Origin of the sequence: Alitibacter langaaensis DSM 22999, assembly GCF_003096995.1 — a bacterium.
Lineage (GTDB): Bacteria > Pseudomonadota > Gammaproteobacteria > Enterobacterales > Pasteurellaceae > Exercitatus > Exercitatus langaaensis.
Window position 1 is genome coordinate 62,197 of record NZ_QENU01000004.1, and the last position, 17,956, is coordinate 80,152.

Sequence of the window (17,956 nt, forward strand, 5' to 3'; positions counted from 1 at the left end):
TACGCAATAAATGGTCGAAAGGAGAATAAAGAAAGGATTAGTTCCCTACGCCAGTATTAGCTGTATCAGGTTTTACGGGTATGTTCTCAGCCGCTTCGCAGCACCCCGACTAACGCTGACTAGTCTAAATTCTTTTTGCCTCAGAAACAAAGAAAAAACAGAAAAATTGTGAACTCTGTCACAAAAAAGTGCGGTCAAAATTTTCATTATTTTTAACCGCACTTCGTTCAATCATATTCGTGCCATCGTAAAAGAAACAAAGGCTGTTTATCTTTCATAAACAGCCTTGAGTTTAAAATTTCAATTGACGTTCCACTGAACGTGCTTTGGTAATAAAACGACGGCGTTCATCTTCACGCATTGCATTGCTTGTGCCCGGCAATTTGACCGTCATTGGGTTGACTGGGCGACCATTAATATGGAATTCATAATGCAAATGCGCCCCTGTCGAAATGCCTGTGTTGCCCGAAAGCGCAATACGTTCACCACGTTTCACGGTTTGCCCTGCACGGACCAAAGGCTTACTTAAATGCATATAAACCGTTTGATATTCACGCCCATGGCGCAACACGACATAACGCCCTGCACCACCAGATTGATAGGCGACTTTTTCCACTACGCCATCTGCAGGCGCAATCACTGGCGTTCCAATTGGCAAAGCAAAATCCACGCCATTATGTGGGCGAACGCGCCCTGTGACTGGATGACGGCGTTTCGGATTAAACGGCGAAGAAATACGCGCTTGGCGCTGAATTGGGAAACGTGCAAAACCTTTGCCTAAGGTTTCACCTTGGCGGTTATAATAGCGTCCATTTTCAGCTTGAATTGCATAATAACTCTTGCCTAGGTTTTTAATGTGAATTGCTTCAACATTACCTTGCCCTGTGAGTTTGTTGTCTAAATATTCACGCGAAACCAAAATAGCGAAAGCATCACCTTTTTTCAGTTTATTCATACTAAATTGCCACTGAAGTGCGCTGGTTAATTGACTAATTTGGCGGCTATCCAAACCAAGGTTTTTCAAAGCAGCATGGAATGATGTGTCCACTGTGCCTTTTAGCACCTCTTTCTTCCAGATACTTTTTTTCTCGACAATTTGGCGTGCGAATTTACCGTCAGATTTACGCTCGTATATGCGCTCTTCTTTTTCTGACACTAACCAGTTTAAATATTCAAGATCATTTTCGTTATCTAAGATCCAATACATTTGCTGCCCAGGTCTCAAGTTTTTCAACTCTGGGTAGCTCGCAATTAAATTTTTACTGGTTTCATCTTCTAACCCCGACAATTCCAGCACATCTTTCAATGTATCACCACGCACAATCGTGTGACTAAATTGATCGGTGATGCGCTTAGCCTGAGTCGCGGCATCAATAAGGTCGTCCACCGCAGCTTGCGCATCTTTCGGCAAGGGTTCACTGGTATTAAGATCATCGGGATCGATGGTGATAGACTCTGACTCATCGTCTTTCCCCGTGAGTTCATCATCATAAGAGGTGGCATCATCGCTGTTTTTCTGTGCGATTGTATCGCCACCGACAGCCTGATCTGAGCCGCTGGTAATTTGAGCTGGCGTGGCCTCTTCTTGCAAAGGCTGATACGCCGCGCTTTCAGTTGTTTTTTCAGGCTTCTGCTCAACCGTATCTTTTAAACTTAATAAACCGCCCAAACAAATACAGATAAGCGCAAAAAAGAAAATCAGCGCTTTAATCCGTGATTTTCTTTTCCGTCTTTCTCGGGCAAGTTTAACGTGTTGAGCCAAGGGGAAATGCCTACCTAAAAAATATCAAAAATTTATCTGTGGGTGTAAGACCGCAAAATGCGAAAAAAATTCATTATACACGAGCAGGGAAATTTTACGACTTAAACTTTGAGCAATTAGCTTGTTTCACTGGCTGAAATACGTTATCTTTAAACGTTTTTTCAATTCACCGAAGTTTATTATGCATATCAATGCCATTCACAGAAATTCAGATAATTCGCCAAACAAACAGGCTGCACCTTTAATTGAGCTTAAGGATATTTGTGTCAATTTTGGGCAAAAAACAGCATTACAGCATATTAATATGGCGGTGTATCCGAATGCGGTTACGACCATTGTCGGCCCTAATGGTGGGGGGAAATCGACCCTGTTGAAAGTGTTGCTAAAATTAATCAAACCAAGTTCTGGCAAGATAAAATATGGCAAAAACGTGCGCATCGGTTATCTGCCACAAAAAATTCACTTAGATCATAGCTTTCCGATTACGGTCGAAAAATTTCTGTCACTCAAAAAAGGCATTTCGCAATCAGATATTCAACAAGCGATTGAATTGCTTTCAATTGGCCATTTAATAAAAAATTCGCTACAAAAACTCTCTGGCGGCGAGATGCAACGCGTGCTGCTCGCCCGTGCTATTTTGAATAAACCGAATTTATTAGTGCTTGATGAACCGACTCAAGGTGTTGATATTAATGGGCAAGTTGAACTCTACCAATTAATTCATCAAACACGAAAAACCTTAAATTGTGCGGTACTGATGGTCTCTCATGATTTACATATTGTGATGGCGGACACCAACAATGTACTTTGCGTTAACCAACATATTTGCTGCGCGGGTTCGCCGGAAACCATTAGTGCTGAGCCTGCATTTATTCAGCATTTTGGCGATCAATTTGCGAAAAATATTGCGTTTTATACCCACCACCATAACCACCGCCATGATATGCATGGCGATGTATGCTGTTCGGGGCAATATCAATGCGCACAACACAATCACCACAATCACTAAGTAATCATCATTATGTTTGAAATTATCTTTCCCGCTTGGCTCTCTGGTATGTTGCTTTCCTTAATCACGGCACCACTTGGAGCTTTTGTAGTGTGGCGTAAAATGGCTTATTTTGGCGATACGCTCGCTCATTCTGCTTTACTCGGCGTGGCATTAGGGATTTTTCTTGAAATCAATCCCTATCTCGCCATCATCATTTTGACGGTGTTGCTCGCCATATTAATGGTATGGCTGGAAAATAATTCCCATTATTCTGTGGATACGATTTTAGGCATTATCGCGCACAGTTGCTTATCTCTCGGGGTTGTTACTGTCGGTTTATTGCAAAATGTTCGCGTCGATCTCATGGGGTATTTATTTGGAGATTTACTTGCGGTCAGTTCTGAAGATTTATGGCTAATTAGCCTTGGTGTTGTTGTGGTACTCGCGGTTTTATTATGGTTTTGGAAACCGCTCATCTCCACCACGGTTAGCCCAGAATTAGCTCAAGTAGAAGGCATTAATATTCAGAAAATGCGTTTTATTTTGATGATTTTGACCGCACTTACCATCGCATTAAGCATGAAATTTGTCGGCGCGTTAATCATCACTTCTCTATTAATCATTCCTGCCGCCACTGCTCGACGCTTTGCCCGCACACCAGAAACGATGGCAATCATTGCGGTGTTGATAAGTATGCTATCCGTATCTATGGGCTTAACCTTGTCTGCGTTTTATAACACGGCTGCTGGGCCTTCAGTGGTGATTTGTGCCGCAATATTATTTTTGCTCTCGTTACTCGTTAAAGAACGGGTTTAAATGACTAAAATTTTTCATTTTTTGACCGCACTTTATTCTTCATTTGCTCCGTCAAATCAGTGCAACTACAAAAAAGTGCGGTCAGATTTTCATTTATTTTTTATGCTTTCTGCAAAATAAGCTTTTTCGTTACGTTCCAAAATAAAAAAGAGCAAGGGTTCGCCTTGCTCTCTTCTTTTTATGTTTAATAACAACTAGTTATTTAATACTCTCAAAATATCATCCACACGCTCTTTCGCATCGCCGAATAGCATTTGGGTATTTTCTTTGAAGAACAATGGATTTTGTACGCCAGCGTATCCAACTGCCATTGAGCGTTTGAATACGATAACGTTTTGTGCTTTCCACACTTCTAACACTGGCATACCTGCGATTGGGCTTGATGGATCGTCTAATGCCGCTGGGTTTACCGTGTCGTTGGCACCGATAACCAATACAACATCGGTATCTTCAAAATCATCATTAATTTCATCCATTTCAAGCACCACATCGTACGGCACTTTCGCTTCTGCAAGCAATACGTTCATATGACCTGGTAAACGACCTGCAACTGGGTGAATACCAAAACGCACGTTCACTCCTTTCTCGCGTAATTTTGCGGTAATTTCTGCCACAGGATATTGAGCTTGTGCAACCGCCATTCCGTATCCCGGTGTGATGATGACAGAGCTTGCATTTTTCAGCATTTCCGCCACTTCTTCAGCGGTAGTTTCACGGTGTTCGCCTTGTTCTTCATCGCCTGAACTTGCGCTCACTTCTGTGCCGAAGCCGCCTGCAATCACGCTGATAAATGAACGGTTCATCGCTTTACACATGATGTAAGAAAGAATCGCACCTGATGACCCCACTAAGGCACCTGTTACAATTAATAAGTCATTGCTTAACATAAAGCCCGCTGCAGCCGCTGCCCAACCTGAATAAGAGTTCAACATTGAAACAACCACAGGCATATCCGCGCCACCAATGGATGAAACTAAATGCCAGCCAAAGACTAGCGCGATTGCTGTCATCACCAACACTGGAAAAATGTTGTGCGGATTGTTTAAGAATGCAACCATTAATAAGGCTGAAACCACTAATGCTGCTAGATTCCATTTGTGTTTATGTGGAATATTTAATGCCGCAGAAGACACTTTGCGACCGAATAATTTGCCACTTAATTTGCCGAATGCCACTAATGAACCAGAGAAGGTAACTGCACCGATAAAGATGCCAAGAAACACTTCAACATTGTGAATGTTCGCCAAGGTAGCTTGTTCTGCGTGGAATGCCGCTAGTGCCACTTCGTCTAAATTAGCTGGTGGAACGGCATCTACGTGCAAACCATAGCTGTTAAAGCCGACTAAGACCGCCGCTAAACCTACAAAGCTGTGCAAAATTGCCACTAATTCTGGCATTTCTGTCATTTCAACTTTTAAGGCTTTTTTCACGCCGATAAAGCCCCCGATTGCCATTGCAATCAAGATCCAAAGTGTGCCTTGTGATTGTGGGCCGAAAATGGTGGCAACTAACGCGATCGCCATCCCTACAATACCGTACCAACAACCTGCTTTTGCGGTTTCGTGTTTAGAAAGCCCTGCTAAACTCATAATAAAGAGAATCGCAGCAATAATATATGCAGCTGTTACAAATCCAAAAGACATGAGTTTCTCCTTAACCTTTTCTAAACATTGCAAGCATACGTTGCGTCACTTTAAAACCACCGAAGATATTAATGCTTGCCACTAAGATCGCAATAAATGCAAGAATATCTACAACTAAATTACCTGTCGGCTGCGCAATTTGTAATACCGCCCCAACAATGATAATACCTGAAATCGCATTTGTTACTGCCATTAATGGGGTGTGCAATGCGTGGCTGACGTTCCAAACCACATAATAACCCACCACGCAAGCTAAGACGAATACGGTAAAGTGTGATAAGAATGCTGCTGGTGCAACAGAGGCTAACCATAAGAATAGCGCGCCGCACCCTGCCATTAAGCCATATTTCACTCGTGGATCTGCAGGTTTTTCTTCTTTTTTCTCGACTGGCGCTGCCGCAGCTGGTTTTTGAGGCTGTGCTGACACTTGAATTGGTGGCGCAGGCCATGTTAATTCACCGTCACGCACCACAGTGACACCACGCAATACCACATCGTCAAAATTAATATCAATCTGACCGTCTTTATTTGGTGCAAGTAGTTTGAGTAAGTTAACTAAGTTTGTACCATAAAGTTGTGAAGATTGAGTCGGCAAACGTGCTGGGAAGTCTGTATAACCAATCACTTTGACTTGATTTTCGGTTACCACCACTTCGCCTGCTTTGGTGTAATCGCAGTTACCACCCGTTGCCGCCGCCAAATCAACAATCACCGAACCTGGTTTCATTGAATCAACCATCTCTTTGGTGATTAAACGCGGTGCGGCTTTACCAGGAATCGCGGCTGTGGTGATAATAATATCAACTTCTTTCGCTTGTTCAGCGTAAAGTTCCATTGCGCGGCGGTTAAACTCTTCAGACATCACTTTGGCATAACCATCGCCTGAACCACCTTCTTCTTCGAAATCAATTTCTAAGAAATCTGCGCCCATTGATTTAACTTGTTCTTTTACTTCTGGACGAGAGTCAAAAGCACGGACAATCGCACCTAAGCTATTTGCTGCACCAATTGCTGCTAATCCTGCAACCCCTGCCCCAATCACAAGCACTTTCGCTGGTGGTACTTTACCTGCGGCAGTAATTTGCCCTGTAAAGAAACTACCAAAAGCGTTTGCCGCTTCGATCACCGCACGATAACCAGAAATATTCGCCATTGAACTCAATGCATCAAGGGCTTGCGCACGTGAAATACGCGGTACCGCATCCATTGCTAACACATTGATTTTTTTCGCTTGCAATTTTTCCATTAATTGCGGGTTTTGCGCAGGCCAAATAAAGCTTACTAGCGTCGCACCTTCTTTAATCAGAGCAATTTCATCGTCAGTTGGCGCATTCACTTTAAAAATAATATCTGAAGCCCAAACTTCTTGTTGTGTGCCAACAGCCGCACCTGCGTTTACAAATGCGCTGTCTTCAAAACTCGCTTTAAAACCTGCATCGTGTTCAACGAGCACATCAAAACCGAGCTTTTTGATCTGTTCAACAGTTTTTGGCGTTGCTGCCACACGTGTTTCGCCGTTAAACAGTTCTCTAGGTACACCAATTAACATAACACTTCCTTAAAATTAGTTGATCGATACACATTGAGCTAACAGTTTGTATTAGTCCAAATACCCGAGATGACAATAAGTCAAACCGTCTCAACTTTAACACTAAATAATAGAAAATGGGAATTGTTTTTTTATGAAAAAATCCTATAAATTTGGATTTCATTGAATAAATCAGAAAAAATAAACAATTATTTTAGAAAATTCGCAAAGTGCGGTCGATTTTGCTATAGTTTATTTCACTTTTAATGCTTATTTAGGATAACTTTATGCAATTTCCCTCTCTTCAACCAGCCACCTTAATCCGCCGCTATAAACGTTTTCTTACGGATGTGCAGCTACAAAATGGTGATGAGATGACCATTCATTGCGCCAATACTGGGGCAATGACGGGCTGCGGCGAAAAAGGAAACACGATTTGGTATTCCGATTCTAAAAGTGAAACGCGAAAATATCCTTGCTCTTGGGAATTAACCGAGCTTGAAAGTGGCAATTTGGTTTGCATTAACACCCATCGTTCTAATCAACTAGTGCATGAAGCTTTGTTAAACAAGCAAATTAAAGAGTTGGCAATGTATGATGAGATCTATCCCGAAGTGAAATATGGTGAAGAAAATAGTCGAATTGATTTTTTGCTGAAAGGGGAAGGGCTGCCAGATTGTTATTTGGAAGTGAAATCGATCACTCTAGTGAAAAATAATATCGGTATGTTTCCTGATGCTGTGACTACTCGCGGACAGAAACACGTTCGTGAATTGATGGCGATGAAAAAGCACGGGCATCGTGCCGTTGTGCTTTTCGCGGGCTTACATGATGGTTTTGATTGTTTCAAAATTGCGGAATATATTGATCCTGAATATGACAAATTGCTTAAACAAGCCTTGCAAGAAGGCGTGGAAGCCTATGCTTATGCGGGAAAATTTGAAAAAACACAAGGAATTCCGACCGCACTTTCGCTGACTGAAGCGGTCCCCTTCATTTAAATCTCATTATTTGAGAATTATTTTCATTTATCTATTGACACGCTAATTGAGAATTATTATCATGAACACATCAAAACAACAATAGATAATCACTCCAACTTTTAGGCGTTGCACTCCCCACAAGTCAACGCCTTTCTTTTGTCAAATTTACGCTTTAACCCTTTTCATTTCAGCAATATCCACTATAATTACCTTTTCTTTATTATAGAAGGCAAATAATAAGATGACTGATTTGAATACTGTTCTCGCGGAACTAAAGCGCGGTGTTGAGAATATTTACTCTGAAGAAGATTTAATTGAAAAATTGAAAGAAAACCGCCCATTACGCGTAAAATTAGGGGCTGACCCAACTGCACCAGATATTCACTTAGGTCATACTGTAGTTTTAAATAAATTGCGTAAATTTCAAGAACTTGGCCATGAAGTGATATTCTTGATTGGTGATTTCACAGGAATGGTCGGCGATCCATCGGGCAAAAATGCAACGCGCCCGCCGCTGACTCGTGAAGATGTCATGCGCAATGCAGAAACCTATAAACAACAAATTTTCAAAATTTTAGATCCGCAAAAAACCAACATTAGCTTCAACTCCGAATGGTTAGGACAATTAGGCACAGAAGGAATGATCCGCCTTGCTTCAAACTATACGGTCGCACGCATGCTTGAGCGAGATGATTTCAAAAAACGTTTTGCAAATCAACAACCTATCGCGATTCACGAATTTATCTACCCATTATTACAAGGGCAAGATTCTGTTCACTTAAAAGCAGACGTTGAACTTGGCGGCACAGACCAAACATTCAATTTATTAATCGGACGTGAATTACAAAAAGCAGATGGGCAAAAACCACAAGTGGCGATGACAATGCCATTACTCGTGGGCTTAGATGGCGAGAAAAAAATGTCTAAATCCTTGGGCAATTACATTGGGGTTACTGAAGCGCCGAATGAAATGTTCGGTAAAATCATGTCAATTTCTGATGATTTAATGTGGGATTGGTATAACTTGCTCTCATTCCGTCCATTAGCGGAAATCGCACAATTAAAAGCAGAAGTGGCAGCGGGCAAAAATCCTCGTGATGTCAAAATCTTACTCGCCAAAGAAATCATCGCCCGTTTCCACAGTGAAGCCGATGCAGATGCGGCGGAGCAAGAATTTATTAACCGCTTCCAAAAAGGTGCGATGCCTGAAGAAATGCCTGAATTTACTTTTGAAGGTGAGATCGGCTTAGCCAATTTATTAAAAGAAGCGGGCTTGGTGGCTTCAACATCCGAAGCAATCCGCAGCGCGCAACAAGGCGGTGTTAAAATTGATGGCGAAAAAATCACTGACGTGCGCCAAAATGCACAGCCAGGCACATTCGTTTACCAGGTAGGCAAACGTAAATTTGCTCGTGTTACAGTAAAATAACGAAATAACCAATCTGCAGGCGGACCAAGTGTCCGCCTCTTCTTTGATAGGAAAGCAAAATGGCCAATAAAATTTGGGTGCTTGGTGATGCCATATTGGATTGCGAGAACCATTAGCTAAAATGTGCAAATGCTGCGTTGGCTTGTACTATAAAAGGCGCAATGTCTGCTTTGCCAAATCAACAGCAATTAGCAGTATTTTTAGCCAATTAATTCTCAGTGGTGGCAACAAATAGCGTCCCCAACTTTTCGTTTTTCGTTCTACATTTAGGTGCTTTCAATGATCATTTTCAATAATGGCAAATACAAATCCTTACATGCCGCCACTCAAGGCGAACTCGATGCGCTTGAAAGTGCGGTCAAAAAAGATCAAGATTTTCGACCGCACTTTCATCTCACCACGCCAACAGGTTTACTCAATGATCCTAATGGTTTAATTTTCGATGGGGAGAAATTTCATGTGTTTTATCAATGGTTTCCATTCGATGCCATTCATGGAATGAAACACTGGAAACATTATACTACCAAAGATTTTATCCATTATGAAAGCGCCCAAGATCTGATCCCTGATGAACATTTTGAGAGCCACGGTTGTTATTCTGGCGGGGCGTTATTGGTTGAGGATAAAATCGCGTGTTTTTATACAGGCAACACGCGCCGAGCTAGCGACAACCAACGCATTCCATTCCAAAATTTAGCCATTTTCGACAAAGCTGGGCAGCTTATCAGCAAACGCCCATTATTAGAGAATGCGCCCACAGGTTATAGCGAACATTTCCGCGATCCCAAACCTTATTACAGCAAAGACGGAAAAATCCGTTTTGTGTGTGGTGCGCAGCGTGAAAATTTCACCGGAACGGCTGTGATTTTTGAAATGGCAAATTTAAATGATACGCCACGCATAATCGGCGAGCTCGCCATTCCTGCTTTTGATAATCACGGCGTATTTATGTGGGAATGCCCTGATTTACTCAACATTGGCGGCAAAGATGTTTTTATTTGGTCGCCGCAAGGCAAACAACGCGAGGCGCATCAGTTCCAAAATAATTATCACGCCACCTATGCGGTTGGCGAATTAGATCACCAAACATTCAACGCTGAGCAGATTGCCGAGCTTGATCAAGGTTTTGATTTCTATGCACCGCAAACCATTGCCAATGTTGCAGATCGAACCATTTTATTGGCTTGGATCGGCTTACCTGATTTAACCTACCCTACTGACGAATTCAAATGGCATTCTATGCTCACTTTGCCGCGCGAATTGCGTTTAGTGCAAAACAAACTCTATCAACAACCTGTTCAAGAAATTTATCAAAATTTGACCGCACTTCAAACCATTCAGCTTGAAGAACAGGTTGAGATCGCGCATTTAGATACTTCCTATATCAAATTTAACGCAAACAACGCCGCCTTTCATTTAGCGTTTTTCCACAATGAACAAGGAGAAAAACTCACCCTTTCCTATGATGGAAAACTGCTGTACTTAGATCGTAGCCACACAGCGCAAACAGTTTGGATGCAAAAGTTTGGCAGGCAGCGTTATTGTGAAATTGAAAATCTGGAACAAGTAGAAATATTTTTTGATCGCTCGGTGTGTGAAATTTTCCTCAATGGTGGGGAAAAAGCGATGACCTCGCGCTTTTTTATTCGCCAGCGAAAAAATATTGTTAAAACTGACCGCACTTTGCAGTTAGAAATTGCACAACCAAAGGCAATTGAAATCAAATAAAACGCCTTTAACGTTGAGTTATCGTGCAAAAACGAGTAAAGTATTGAAGATTATTGTTAAAAACCACGGGACAAAATTATGGGTAAAAGTGTTGTAATTCTCGGCGCTCAATGGGGCGATGAAGGGAAAGGCAAAATTGTCGATCTGTTAACAGATCGCGTGAAATACGTTGTGCGCTATCAAGGCGGCCACAATGCGGGTCACACCTTAATTATCAACGGTGAAAAAACGGTATTGCGCTTAATTCCAAGCGGAATTTTACGCGATAACGTAACCTGCTTAATTGGTAATGGTGTGGTGCTTTCTCCCTCCGCATTAATGCAAGAAATGGGCGAATTAGAAAGCCGCGGCATTAAAGTGCGTGAACGTCTTTTAATCTCTGAAGCTTGTCCATTAATTTTGCCTTATCACGTTGCAATGGATCACGCGCGTGAAGCGGCGTTAGGCAATAACAAAATTGGTACCACTGGTCGTGGTATCGGTCCTGCTTATGAAGATAAAGTGGCTCGCCGTGGTTTGCGTGTGAGCGATTTATTCGATAAAGAAAAATTTGCAGAAAAATTGAAAAATGTGTTGGATTATTACAATTTCCAACTCGTCCACTACTACAAAGCCGAAGCGGTTGACTTCCAAAAAACATTAGATGATGTGTTAGCGATTCGCGATGTCATTTTAGGTATGGTGGCTGATATCAGCACAATTCTTGATACCGCTCGTAAAAATGGCGACAACATTCTGTTTGAAGGTGCGCAAGGGGCGATGTTGGATATCGACCACGGCACCTATCCATTCGTCACCAGTTCAAATACAACCGCAGGCGGTGTGGCAACAGGTTCAGGTTTTGGCCCACGTAATATCGATTATGTGTTAGGTATCATCAAAGCTTACTGTACGCGTGTTGGTGGCGGTCCATTCACCACAGAATTATTTGATGAAGTCGGTGCAGAAATTGCGCGTAAAGGTAACGAATTTGGCGCAGTAACAGGTCGCCCACGCCGTTGTGGTTGGTTTGATGCAGTGGCAATTCGCCGCGCCATTCAAGTGAACTCGATCTCGGGTTTCTGTATGACCAAATTAGACGTATTAGACGGCTTTGATGAAGTAAAAATCTGCGTCGGTTATAAATTACCAAATGGCGAAGTGGTTGATTATGCACCACTTTCAGCGAAAGACTGGGAAGGTGTAGAGCCAATTTACGAAAGTATGCCAGGTTGGAAAGAAAATACCTTTGGGGTAACCGAATACGACAAACTGCCAAAAGCGGTTCACAATTATGTAAAACGCATTGAAGAAGTTACTGGTGTGCCAGTTGCTATTCTTTCAACAGGTCCAGACCGTTTGGAAACAATGATTTTACAAGATCCGTTTGCAGCTTAATATTGTAAGCTCTCCCAATTAAAAAGCCCACAAATTGTGGGCTTTGTTTTTTCAACTATTTTCTGAGCTCTTTTAATCTGCTAATTTAACTGCCAGTTGCCATTAACCGCGGTGCCAATCACGTTAAAATCATGGCTAAACACGGTTAAATTAGCAATTTTGCCCACTCCAATAGAGCCTAATTTGTCATCAACGCCAATAGCTCGGGCTGGATACAAATTACACATACGCAAGGTTTCATCAAGCGGAATGCCCACAAACTTCACGGCATTTTTCACGCTTTCTATCATGGTAATTGCTGAACCGCCAAGCGTACCATTGGCATCAAAACATTTACCATCACGCACATAAACCGTTTTGTCCACAAAGGTAAATTGCTCAATCGATGCGCCCGCTGCGGCAGTGGCATCCGTCACAATACAAAGTTTTTCCCCTTTGCAACGTTTGGCAATTTTAATGTTGCCAAATTCTACATGCAATCCATCGACAATAATGCCTGCGTAAATATTGTCTGAATCTAATACAGCCCCCACCAAGCCCATCTCGCGACCACTGCTCACAGGCGACATCGCATTATGAAGATGAGTGGCGAAACTAACGCCATTGGCGATGGCTTGTTTGGCAACATCATAAGAGGCATTAGAATGCCCAACCGAAACAATCATGCCCGCATTAACAAAATCCGCCGCATATTGCATTGTTGGATTTTCTGCCGCAATGGTTAGTTTGGTGATCACATCGGCATTCTCACATAAAAAAGCTTTCATTTCTGGGGTGATTTCACGGATATATTCCGCACGATGAACGCCTTTTTTCTCCAAGCTCAAATAAGGCCCCTCCAAATGCAGCCCCAAAGCCTGATTTTGGTGTTTAGCCAAATAATCTCTCATCATTTTGACCGCACTTTTCATGCCTTCATCGCTATCGGTAATGAAAGTCGGTAAATAGCTTGTCGTGCCGGAACGTAAATTAGTGGCTTGCATGATTTCCAAGGTTTCGACTGTCGGCTGTTCATTCACCATCACGCCACCGCATCCATTAAGTTGTAAATCAATAAAGCCTGCCGTGAGATTATGCCCTTGTAAATCAATTCGTTGAATGTCCTCTGCCAAGTTCTCTTCTGGAATTACCGCAGAAATCTTGTCATTTTCCACCACCACTGCATAGCCATAAAGCACATCATAATTGCTGTAAATTACCGCATTCGTTAACGCATATTTCATCTTATTTTTCCTTGCTTTCAATTTGAAAAGGACGCTTTACGCGTCCCTATATCACTACAAACATCACACCACAGAATGAATCGCTCTGCGTTCTAATTCAGTAAAATATTTTACCGTTTTCACTTTCAATTCTTGGGTGGCTGGCTCATCACAAACCAAAATATAATGGCGATGTTGTTGCAATGCGGAAATAGTCCAAAAATGATTAATCGAATTTTCCACGCCAGCTTGCACAGCCAAGGCTTTCTGATGCCCTGTAGCCAAAATCATCACCTCTTCTGCATCTAACAATGTCGCCACACCAATTGTCAACGCATATTTCGGCACTTGATTCACATCGTTATTAAAGAAACGTGAATTGGCAATTAAGGTATCTGTTGTCAACGTTTTAATGCGGGTGCGAGAACTCAAAGAAGATGCGGGCTCATTAAATGCAATATGTCCATCATTGCCCACACCGCCCATAAATAAATTAATTTTACCGTAGGATTTTATCTTTTCTTCATAACGGCGACATTCTTCATCATGATCTTCTGTATTGCCATTTAAAATATTGATATTTTTTTCTTGTATATCAACATGATTGAAGAAATTTTTATACATAAAACTATGATAACTTTCAGGATGTTCTTGCGGCAAGCCCACATATTCATCCATATTAAATGTCACCACATTTTTAAAACTCACTTCTCCCGCTTGATAGAGTTTGATCAACTCTTTATAGGTTTTTAACGGTGTCCCCCCCGTAGGCAAACCAAGCACAAACGGACGCTCCTCTGTGGGTTTAAATTGATTGATACGATCAACAATATGGCGTGCAGACCACTTTGCCACTTGTTCATCAGTTTGTAATGGAATTAAACGCATAATAACCTCCTAAAATTCGTGAAATTTTGACCGCACTTTTGGGATGAGAATCAAAGTGCGGTCACTTATTAATAAATTTAGATGATAGATTACATCACTCGGCTGCCAGCTTTGGCGCCGGTGTCCACATCAAGCAAGAATAGATCTGCGCCGCCTGTGCCAGCAGATAGAATCATGCCTTCTGAAACGCCGAATTTCATTTTGCGTGGAGCAAGGTTGGCGACCACAATCACTTGGCGGCCGACAAGCTCTTCAGGTTTATTGTAGGCGGCTTTAATCCCTGAAAGCACTTGGCGTTGTTCAAAGCCTAGATCAAGTTGGAATTTTAATAATTTGTTACTTTCAGGCACTGCCTCGCAACTTAACACCGTTGCCACCCGCAAATCAATTTTGGCGAAATCATCAATGGTAATTTCCGCTTCAACAGGTTCAAAATCGCCAGAAAGTGCGGTCAATTTTTCGCTTGTTTTTTGCGCTTTTGTCGCGGTATTCACGGCGGCATTTTCAGCTTTAGAAGCTTCGATCATCGCTTCAATTTGTTTCATATCGATTCGGCTAAACAATGCTTTGAACGGGGCAATATTATGCGCAAGTAACGGCTGGCTTAAATTTTGCCAAGTCAGTTCTGTTTGTAAAAATGCTTCTGAACGCTCGGCTAATTTTGGTAAAACAGGTTTTAAATAGCCCATTAATACGCGGAATAACTGGATGCCCATTGAGCAAACCGCTTGCAACTCGGCATCACGCCCTTCTTGTTTTGCGATCACCCAAGGTGCTTTGTCATCTACATATTTGTTGGCTTTGTCGGTTAACGCCATAATTTCACGGATGGCTTTGCCAAATTCACGATTTTCATAGTAAGCCGCGATCACATCGGATTGGGCGATAAATTCATTGAATAGTGCTTCATCTTCTAATTTATCGGCTAATTTCCCTTCAAAACGTTTTTGAATGAAACCTGCATTACGCGATGCCAAATTCACTAATTTATTCACTAAATCCGTATTAACACGCTGCACAAAGTCATCTAAATTGAGGTCTAAATCATCAATTCGGCTGCTCAATTTTGCGGCATAATAATAGCGTAAACACTCTGGATCTAAATGTTTTAAATAGGTGGCGGCTTGAATAAAGGTGCCACGCGATTTAGACATTTTCTCGCCATTTACCGTGACATAACCGTGGACGAAAATATTCGTTGGTTTACGGAAATTCGCGCCTTCCAACATCGCTGGCCAAAATAGGCTGTGGAAATACATAATATCTTTACCGATGAAATGGTAAAGTTCTGCTTGGCTGTCTTTGTTCCAAAAACTTTCAAAATTTAGACCGCACTTTTTGCAAAGATTTTTAAAAGATGCCATATAGCCAATCGGCGCATCTAACCACACATAGAAATATTTGTTTTCGGTACCTGGAATTTTGAACCCGAAATAAGGCGCATCACGAGAAATATCCCATTGTTGTAAACCACTGTCGAACCATTCTTGCATTTTGTTCGCCACTTCAGATTGCAATGCGCCTGAACGATTCCATTCTTTCAACATTGCTTCAAAACTCGGCAAATCAAAGAAGAAATGTTCACTTTCTTTCACCACAGGCGTTGCACCAGACACCGCCGAACGCGGATTAATTAATTCTGTTGGGCTATATGTGGCAGAACAAACTTCGCAGTTATCGCCATACTGATCTTCCGCTTTACATTTCGGGCAAGTGCCTTTCACAAAACGATCTGGCAAAAACATGGATTTTTCAGGATCGAATAACTGAGAAATTGTGCGGCTTTTTATAAAACCATTTTCTTTTAATCTTGTATAAATTAATTCAGATAATTCGCGATTCTCCTCACTATGTGTGGAATGATAATTATCAAAACTAATGTTGAACCCGCAAAAATCTGCGTAATGGCTTTGTTGCACATCGGCGATCAATTGCTCGGGGCTAATGCCCATTTGATCAGCTTTTAACATAATTGGCGTGCCGTGTGCATCATCTGCACAAACAAAGTGAATGTCATTGCCACGCATACGTTGAAAACGCACCCAAATATCCGCTTGAATATGCTCAAGCATATGCCCTAAATGGATCGGGCCGTTGGCATAAGGTAACGCACAGGTAACAAGGATTTGACGGTTTTGTTTTGACATATTTCTTCTGCTCTATGATTCGTGAAAATTAGCCACAATTTTACCCGAATTGCGGTATTTTTTCCAGCCGAACCAGATTTTACTTAACAGATGATAAGCTTCGTGATTAAATAGCCGAGAATTTTACTCTACTGTTTTACAATTTAGGAATCATTATGGCAATTCAATTTTCAGCGAATCTGAATGCTGAACAACAAACGCAACTTGAACAAGTGTTCAAAAACTTCCAACACCCTAGCCTACAACAGGATTTGCTTGCATTAAGTGCGGTCAAAAAAATCGAAAAAGGTGGGGAAACCTTACGCATTGAATTACAAATGCCCTTTGCTTGGAATACGGCATTTGAACAATTAAAAGCGGAAGTTTCTCCGAATTTACTCACTATTGCAGCAGCGAGTGAAATTAAATGGATGCTCAACTACCAAATCGCCACGCTAAAACGTGCCAATAGCCACCCAGCGGTAAAAGGGGTGAAAAATATCATTGCGATTACCTCAGGCAAAGGCGGCGTGGGTAAATCCACAACCAGCGTTAATCTAGCTTTGGCTTTGCAAGCACAAGGTGCGAAAGTGGGATTATTGGATGCGGATATTTATGGCCCTTCGATCCCACATATGTTAGGCGCAGAAAATCAACGTCCAACTTCGCCAGATAATCAACATATTGAGCCGATTGTTGCTCACGGATTACAAACCAATTCCATTGGTTATTTAATGGAAGCGGATAATGCCACAATTTGGCGTGGACCAATGGCGAGCAGCGCGCTCAATCAGCTATTAAATGAAACGCTTTGGACAGAACTCGATTATTTAGTGATCGATATGCCGCCAGGCACTGGGGATATTCAGCTAACCTTATCCCAACAAATTCCCGTCACTGGGGCTGTGGTCGTCACTACGCCGCAAGATATTGCGTTGCTAGATGCTATTAAAGGGATTGCGATGTTCCAACGTGTGTCCGTTCCCGTGTTAGGCATTATCGAAAATATGTCTATGCATATTTGTTCAAACTGCGGCCATCATGAGTCAATTTTCGGCACAGGTGGCGCACAAAAAATTGCAGAAAAATATCAAACTAAAGTGCTTGGTCAACTGCCATTACATATTTGCTTGCGTGAAGATCTGGACAAAGGCTTGCCTACGGTTGTATCCAACTCAAATGAAGAAATTCGTCAGGCTTACTTGCAATTAGCCGAAAAAGTATCAAGCGAACTCTATTGGCAAGGTTCAGTGATCCCCGCTGAAATTATGTTCCGCGAAGTGAAATAATTTTAACCACTCATTGCAAAGCACGCTATTTGGTTTTATCAGCATTAGGCTATTCAGCATTAGGTTTCAGCATTGTAACCGCGCTATTAGAATAGCGATTGCATTAAAATAACAACGGCATAGCCATAATCAACAAAATAGCAATATTCGCTTGATTTAAGGTTATCAAATAGCATAAAAAAGGTCTGACCGAA

At 41.9% G+C, this 17,956-nt stretch carries 13 protein-coding genes and 1 riboswitch; of the genes, 7 read left to right on the forward strand and 6 right to left on the reverse strand.

Annotation, left to right across the window (positions count from 1 at the left end; all coding sequences use genetic code 11):
* Positions 1–25: 25 nt before the first annotated feature.
* Positions 26–118, reverse strand: a riboswitch (TPP riboswitch).
* A 174-nt stretch (positions 119–292) separates the two neighbouring features.
* On the reverse strand, positions 293–1,762 hold the full coding sequence (mepM, locus tag C8D76_RS04280) for a murein DD-endopeptidase MepM (protein WP_116631568.1): 1,470 nt from the start codon (positions 1,760–1,762) through the stop codon (positions 293–295).
* A gap of 181 nt (positions 1,763–1,943) precedes the next feature.
* On the opposite strand from mepM, the gene znuC reads away from it, so the two are divergent.
* Positions 1,944–2,771 carry a zinc ABC transporter ATP-binding protein ZnuC gene (gene znuC, locus C8D76_RS04285; RefSeq protein ID WP_116631569.1) on the forward strand — a complete coding sequence of 276 codons (828 nt, stop codon included), beginning with the start codon at positions 1,944–1,946 and terminating at the stop codon, positions 2,769–2,771.
* Positions 2,772–2,783: 12 nt separating this feature from the next.
* On the forward strand, positions 2,784–3,569 hold the full coding sequence (gene znuB / locus C8D76_RS04290; protein ID WP_116631570.1) for a zinc ABC transporter permease subunit ZnuB: 786 nt from the start codon (positions 2,784–2,786) through the stop codon (positions 3,567–3,569).
* 194 nt (positions 3,570–3,763) lie between these two features.
* Here the strand turns inward: znuB and pntB are convergent, their stop codons facing one another.
* Positions 3,764–5,212, reverse strand: coding sequence for a Re/Si-specific NAD(P)(+) transhydrogenase subunit beta (gene pntB / locus C8D76_RS04295; RefSeq protein ID WP_116631571.1), 1,449 nt, complete (start codon positions 5,210–5,212; stop codon positions 3,764–3,766).
* Positions 5,213–5,222: 10 nt separating this feature from the next.
* The gene (pntA, locus tag C8D76_RS04300) at positions 5,223–6,761 is read right to left on the reverse strand and encodes a Re/Si-specific NAD(P)(+) transhydrogenase subunit alpha (RefSeq protein WP_116631572.1); all 1,539 of its coding nucleotides are present in this window, start codon (positions 6,759–6,761) and stop codon (positions 5,223–5,225) included.
* Between the two features lie 266 nt (positions 6,762–7,027).
* On the opposite strand from pntA, the gene sfsA reads away from it, so the two are divergent.
* From sfsA to C8D76_RS04325, 4 genes are all read left to right on the forward strand, one after another.
* Entirely contained in the window at positions 7,028–7,741 is a 714-nt protein-coding gene (gene sfsA / locus C8D76_RS04305) for a DNA/RNA nuclease SfsA (protein WP_116631573.1), read from the forward strand.
* A 223-nt stretch (positions 7,742–7,964) separates the two neighbouring features.
* Positions 7,965–9,152, forward strand: coding sequence for a tyrosine--tRNA ligase (gene tyrS, locus C8D76_RS04310; RefSeq protein WP_116631574.1), 1,188 nt, complete (start codon positions 7,965–7,967; stop codon positions 9,150–9,152).
* Between the two features lie 279 nt (positions 9,153–9,431).
* Positions 9,432–10,880, forward strand: coding sequence for a glycoside hydrolase family 32 protein (locus C8D76_RS04320; protein ID WP_116631575.1), 1,449 nt, complete (start codon positions 9,432–9,434; stop codon positions 10,878–10,880).
* A 78-nt stretch (positions 10,881–10,958) separates the two neighbouring features.
* Entirely contained in the window at positions 10,959–12,257 is a 1,299-nt protein-coding gene (locus tag C8D76_RS04325) for an adenylosuccinate synthase (protein ID WP_116631576.1), read from the forward strand.
* An 80-nt stretch (positions 12,258–12,337) separates the two neighbouring features.
* On the opposite strand, the gene nagA is transcribed toward C8D76_RS04325, so the two are convergent.
* From nagA to metG, 3 genes are all read right to left on the reverse strand, one after another.
* Positions 12,338–13,480, reverse strand: coding sequence for an N-acetylglucosamine-6-phosphate deacetylase (gene nagA / locus C8D76_RS04330; protein ID WP_116631577.1), 1,143 nt, complete (start codon positions 13,478–13,480; stop codon positions 12,338–12,340).
* A gap of 63 nt (positions 13,481–13,543) precedes the next feature.
* Positions 13,544–14,347, reverse strand: coding sequence for a glucosamine-6-phosphate deaminase (gene nagB, locus C8D76_RS04335; RefSeq protein WP_116631578.1), 804 nt, complete (start codon positions 14,345–14,347; stop codon positions 13,544–13,546).
* Positions 14,348–14,436: 89 nt separating this feature from the next.
* Positions 14,437–16,494, reverse strand: a complete 2,058-nt coding sequence (metG, locus tag C8D76_RS04340; protein WP_116631579.1) for a methionine--tRNA ligase — start codon at positions 16,492–16,494, stop codon at positions 14,437–14,439.
* Positions 16,495–16,649: 155 nt separating this feature from the next.
* Here metG and apbC point away from each other — a divergent pair, with 155 nt between their 5' ends.
* Complete coding sequence (gene apbC, locus C8D76_RS04345) at positions 16,650–17,762, forward strand: iron-sulfur cluster carrier protein ApbC (protein WP_116631580.1); 1,113 nt, start codon at positions 16,650–16,652, stop codon at positions 17,760–17,762.
* Positions 17,763–17,956: the final 194 nt, after the last annotated feature.

What these genes read in the sequence shown, in the direction of transcription:
- znuC (WP_116631569.1), top strand. Translation starts at nt 1,944, where the DNA reads ATGCATATCAATGCCATTCACAGAAATTCAGATAATTCGCCAAACAAA.
- znuB (WP_116631570.1), top strand. Translation starts at nt 2,784, where the DNA reads ATGTTTGAAATTATCTTTCCCGCTTGGCTCTCTGGTATGTTGCTTTCC.
- pntB (WP_116631571.1), bottom strand. Translation starts at nt 5,212, where the DNA reads ATGTCTTTTGGATTTGTAACAGCTGCATATATTATTGCTGCGATTCTC.
- pntA (WP_116631572.1), bottom strand. Translation starts at nt 6,761, where the DNA reads ATGTTAATTGGTGTACCTAGAGAACTGTTTAACGGCGAAACACGTGTG.
- sfsA (WP_116631573.1), top strand. Translation starts at nt 7,028, where the DNA reads ATGCAATTTCCCTCTCTTCAACCAGCCACCTTAATCCGCCGCTATAAA.
- tyrS (WP_116631574.1), top strand. Translation starts at nt 7,965, where the DNA reads ATGACTGATTTGAATACTGTTCTCGCGGAACTAAAGCGCGGTGTTGAG.
- C8D76_RS04320 (WP_116631575.1), top strand. Translation starts at nt 9,432, where the DNA reads ATGATCATTTTCAATAATGGCAAATACAAATCCTTACATGCCGCCACT.
- C8D76_RS04325 (WP_116631576.1), top strand. Translation starts at nt 10,959, where the DNA reads ATGGGTAAAAGTGTTGTAATTCTCGGCGCTCAATGGGGCGATGAAGGG.
- nagA (WP_116631577.1), bottom strand. Translation starts at nt 13,480, where the DNA reads ATGAAATATGCGTTAACGAATGCGGTAATTTACAGCAATTATGATGTG.
- nagB (WP_116631578.1), bottom strand. Translation starts at nt 14,347, where the DNA reads ATGCGTTTAATTCCATTACAAACTGATGAACAAGTGGCAAAGTGGTCT.
- metG (WP_116631579.1), bottom strand. Translation starts at nt 16,494, where the DNA reads ATGTCAAAACAAAACCGTCAAATCCTTGTTACCTGTGCGTTACCTTAT.
- apbC (WP_116631580.1), top strand. Translation starts at nt 16,650, where the DNA reads ATGGCAATTCAATTTTCAGCGAATCTGAATGCTGAACAACAAACGCAA.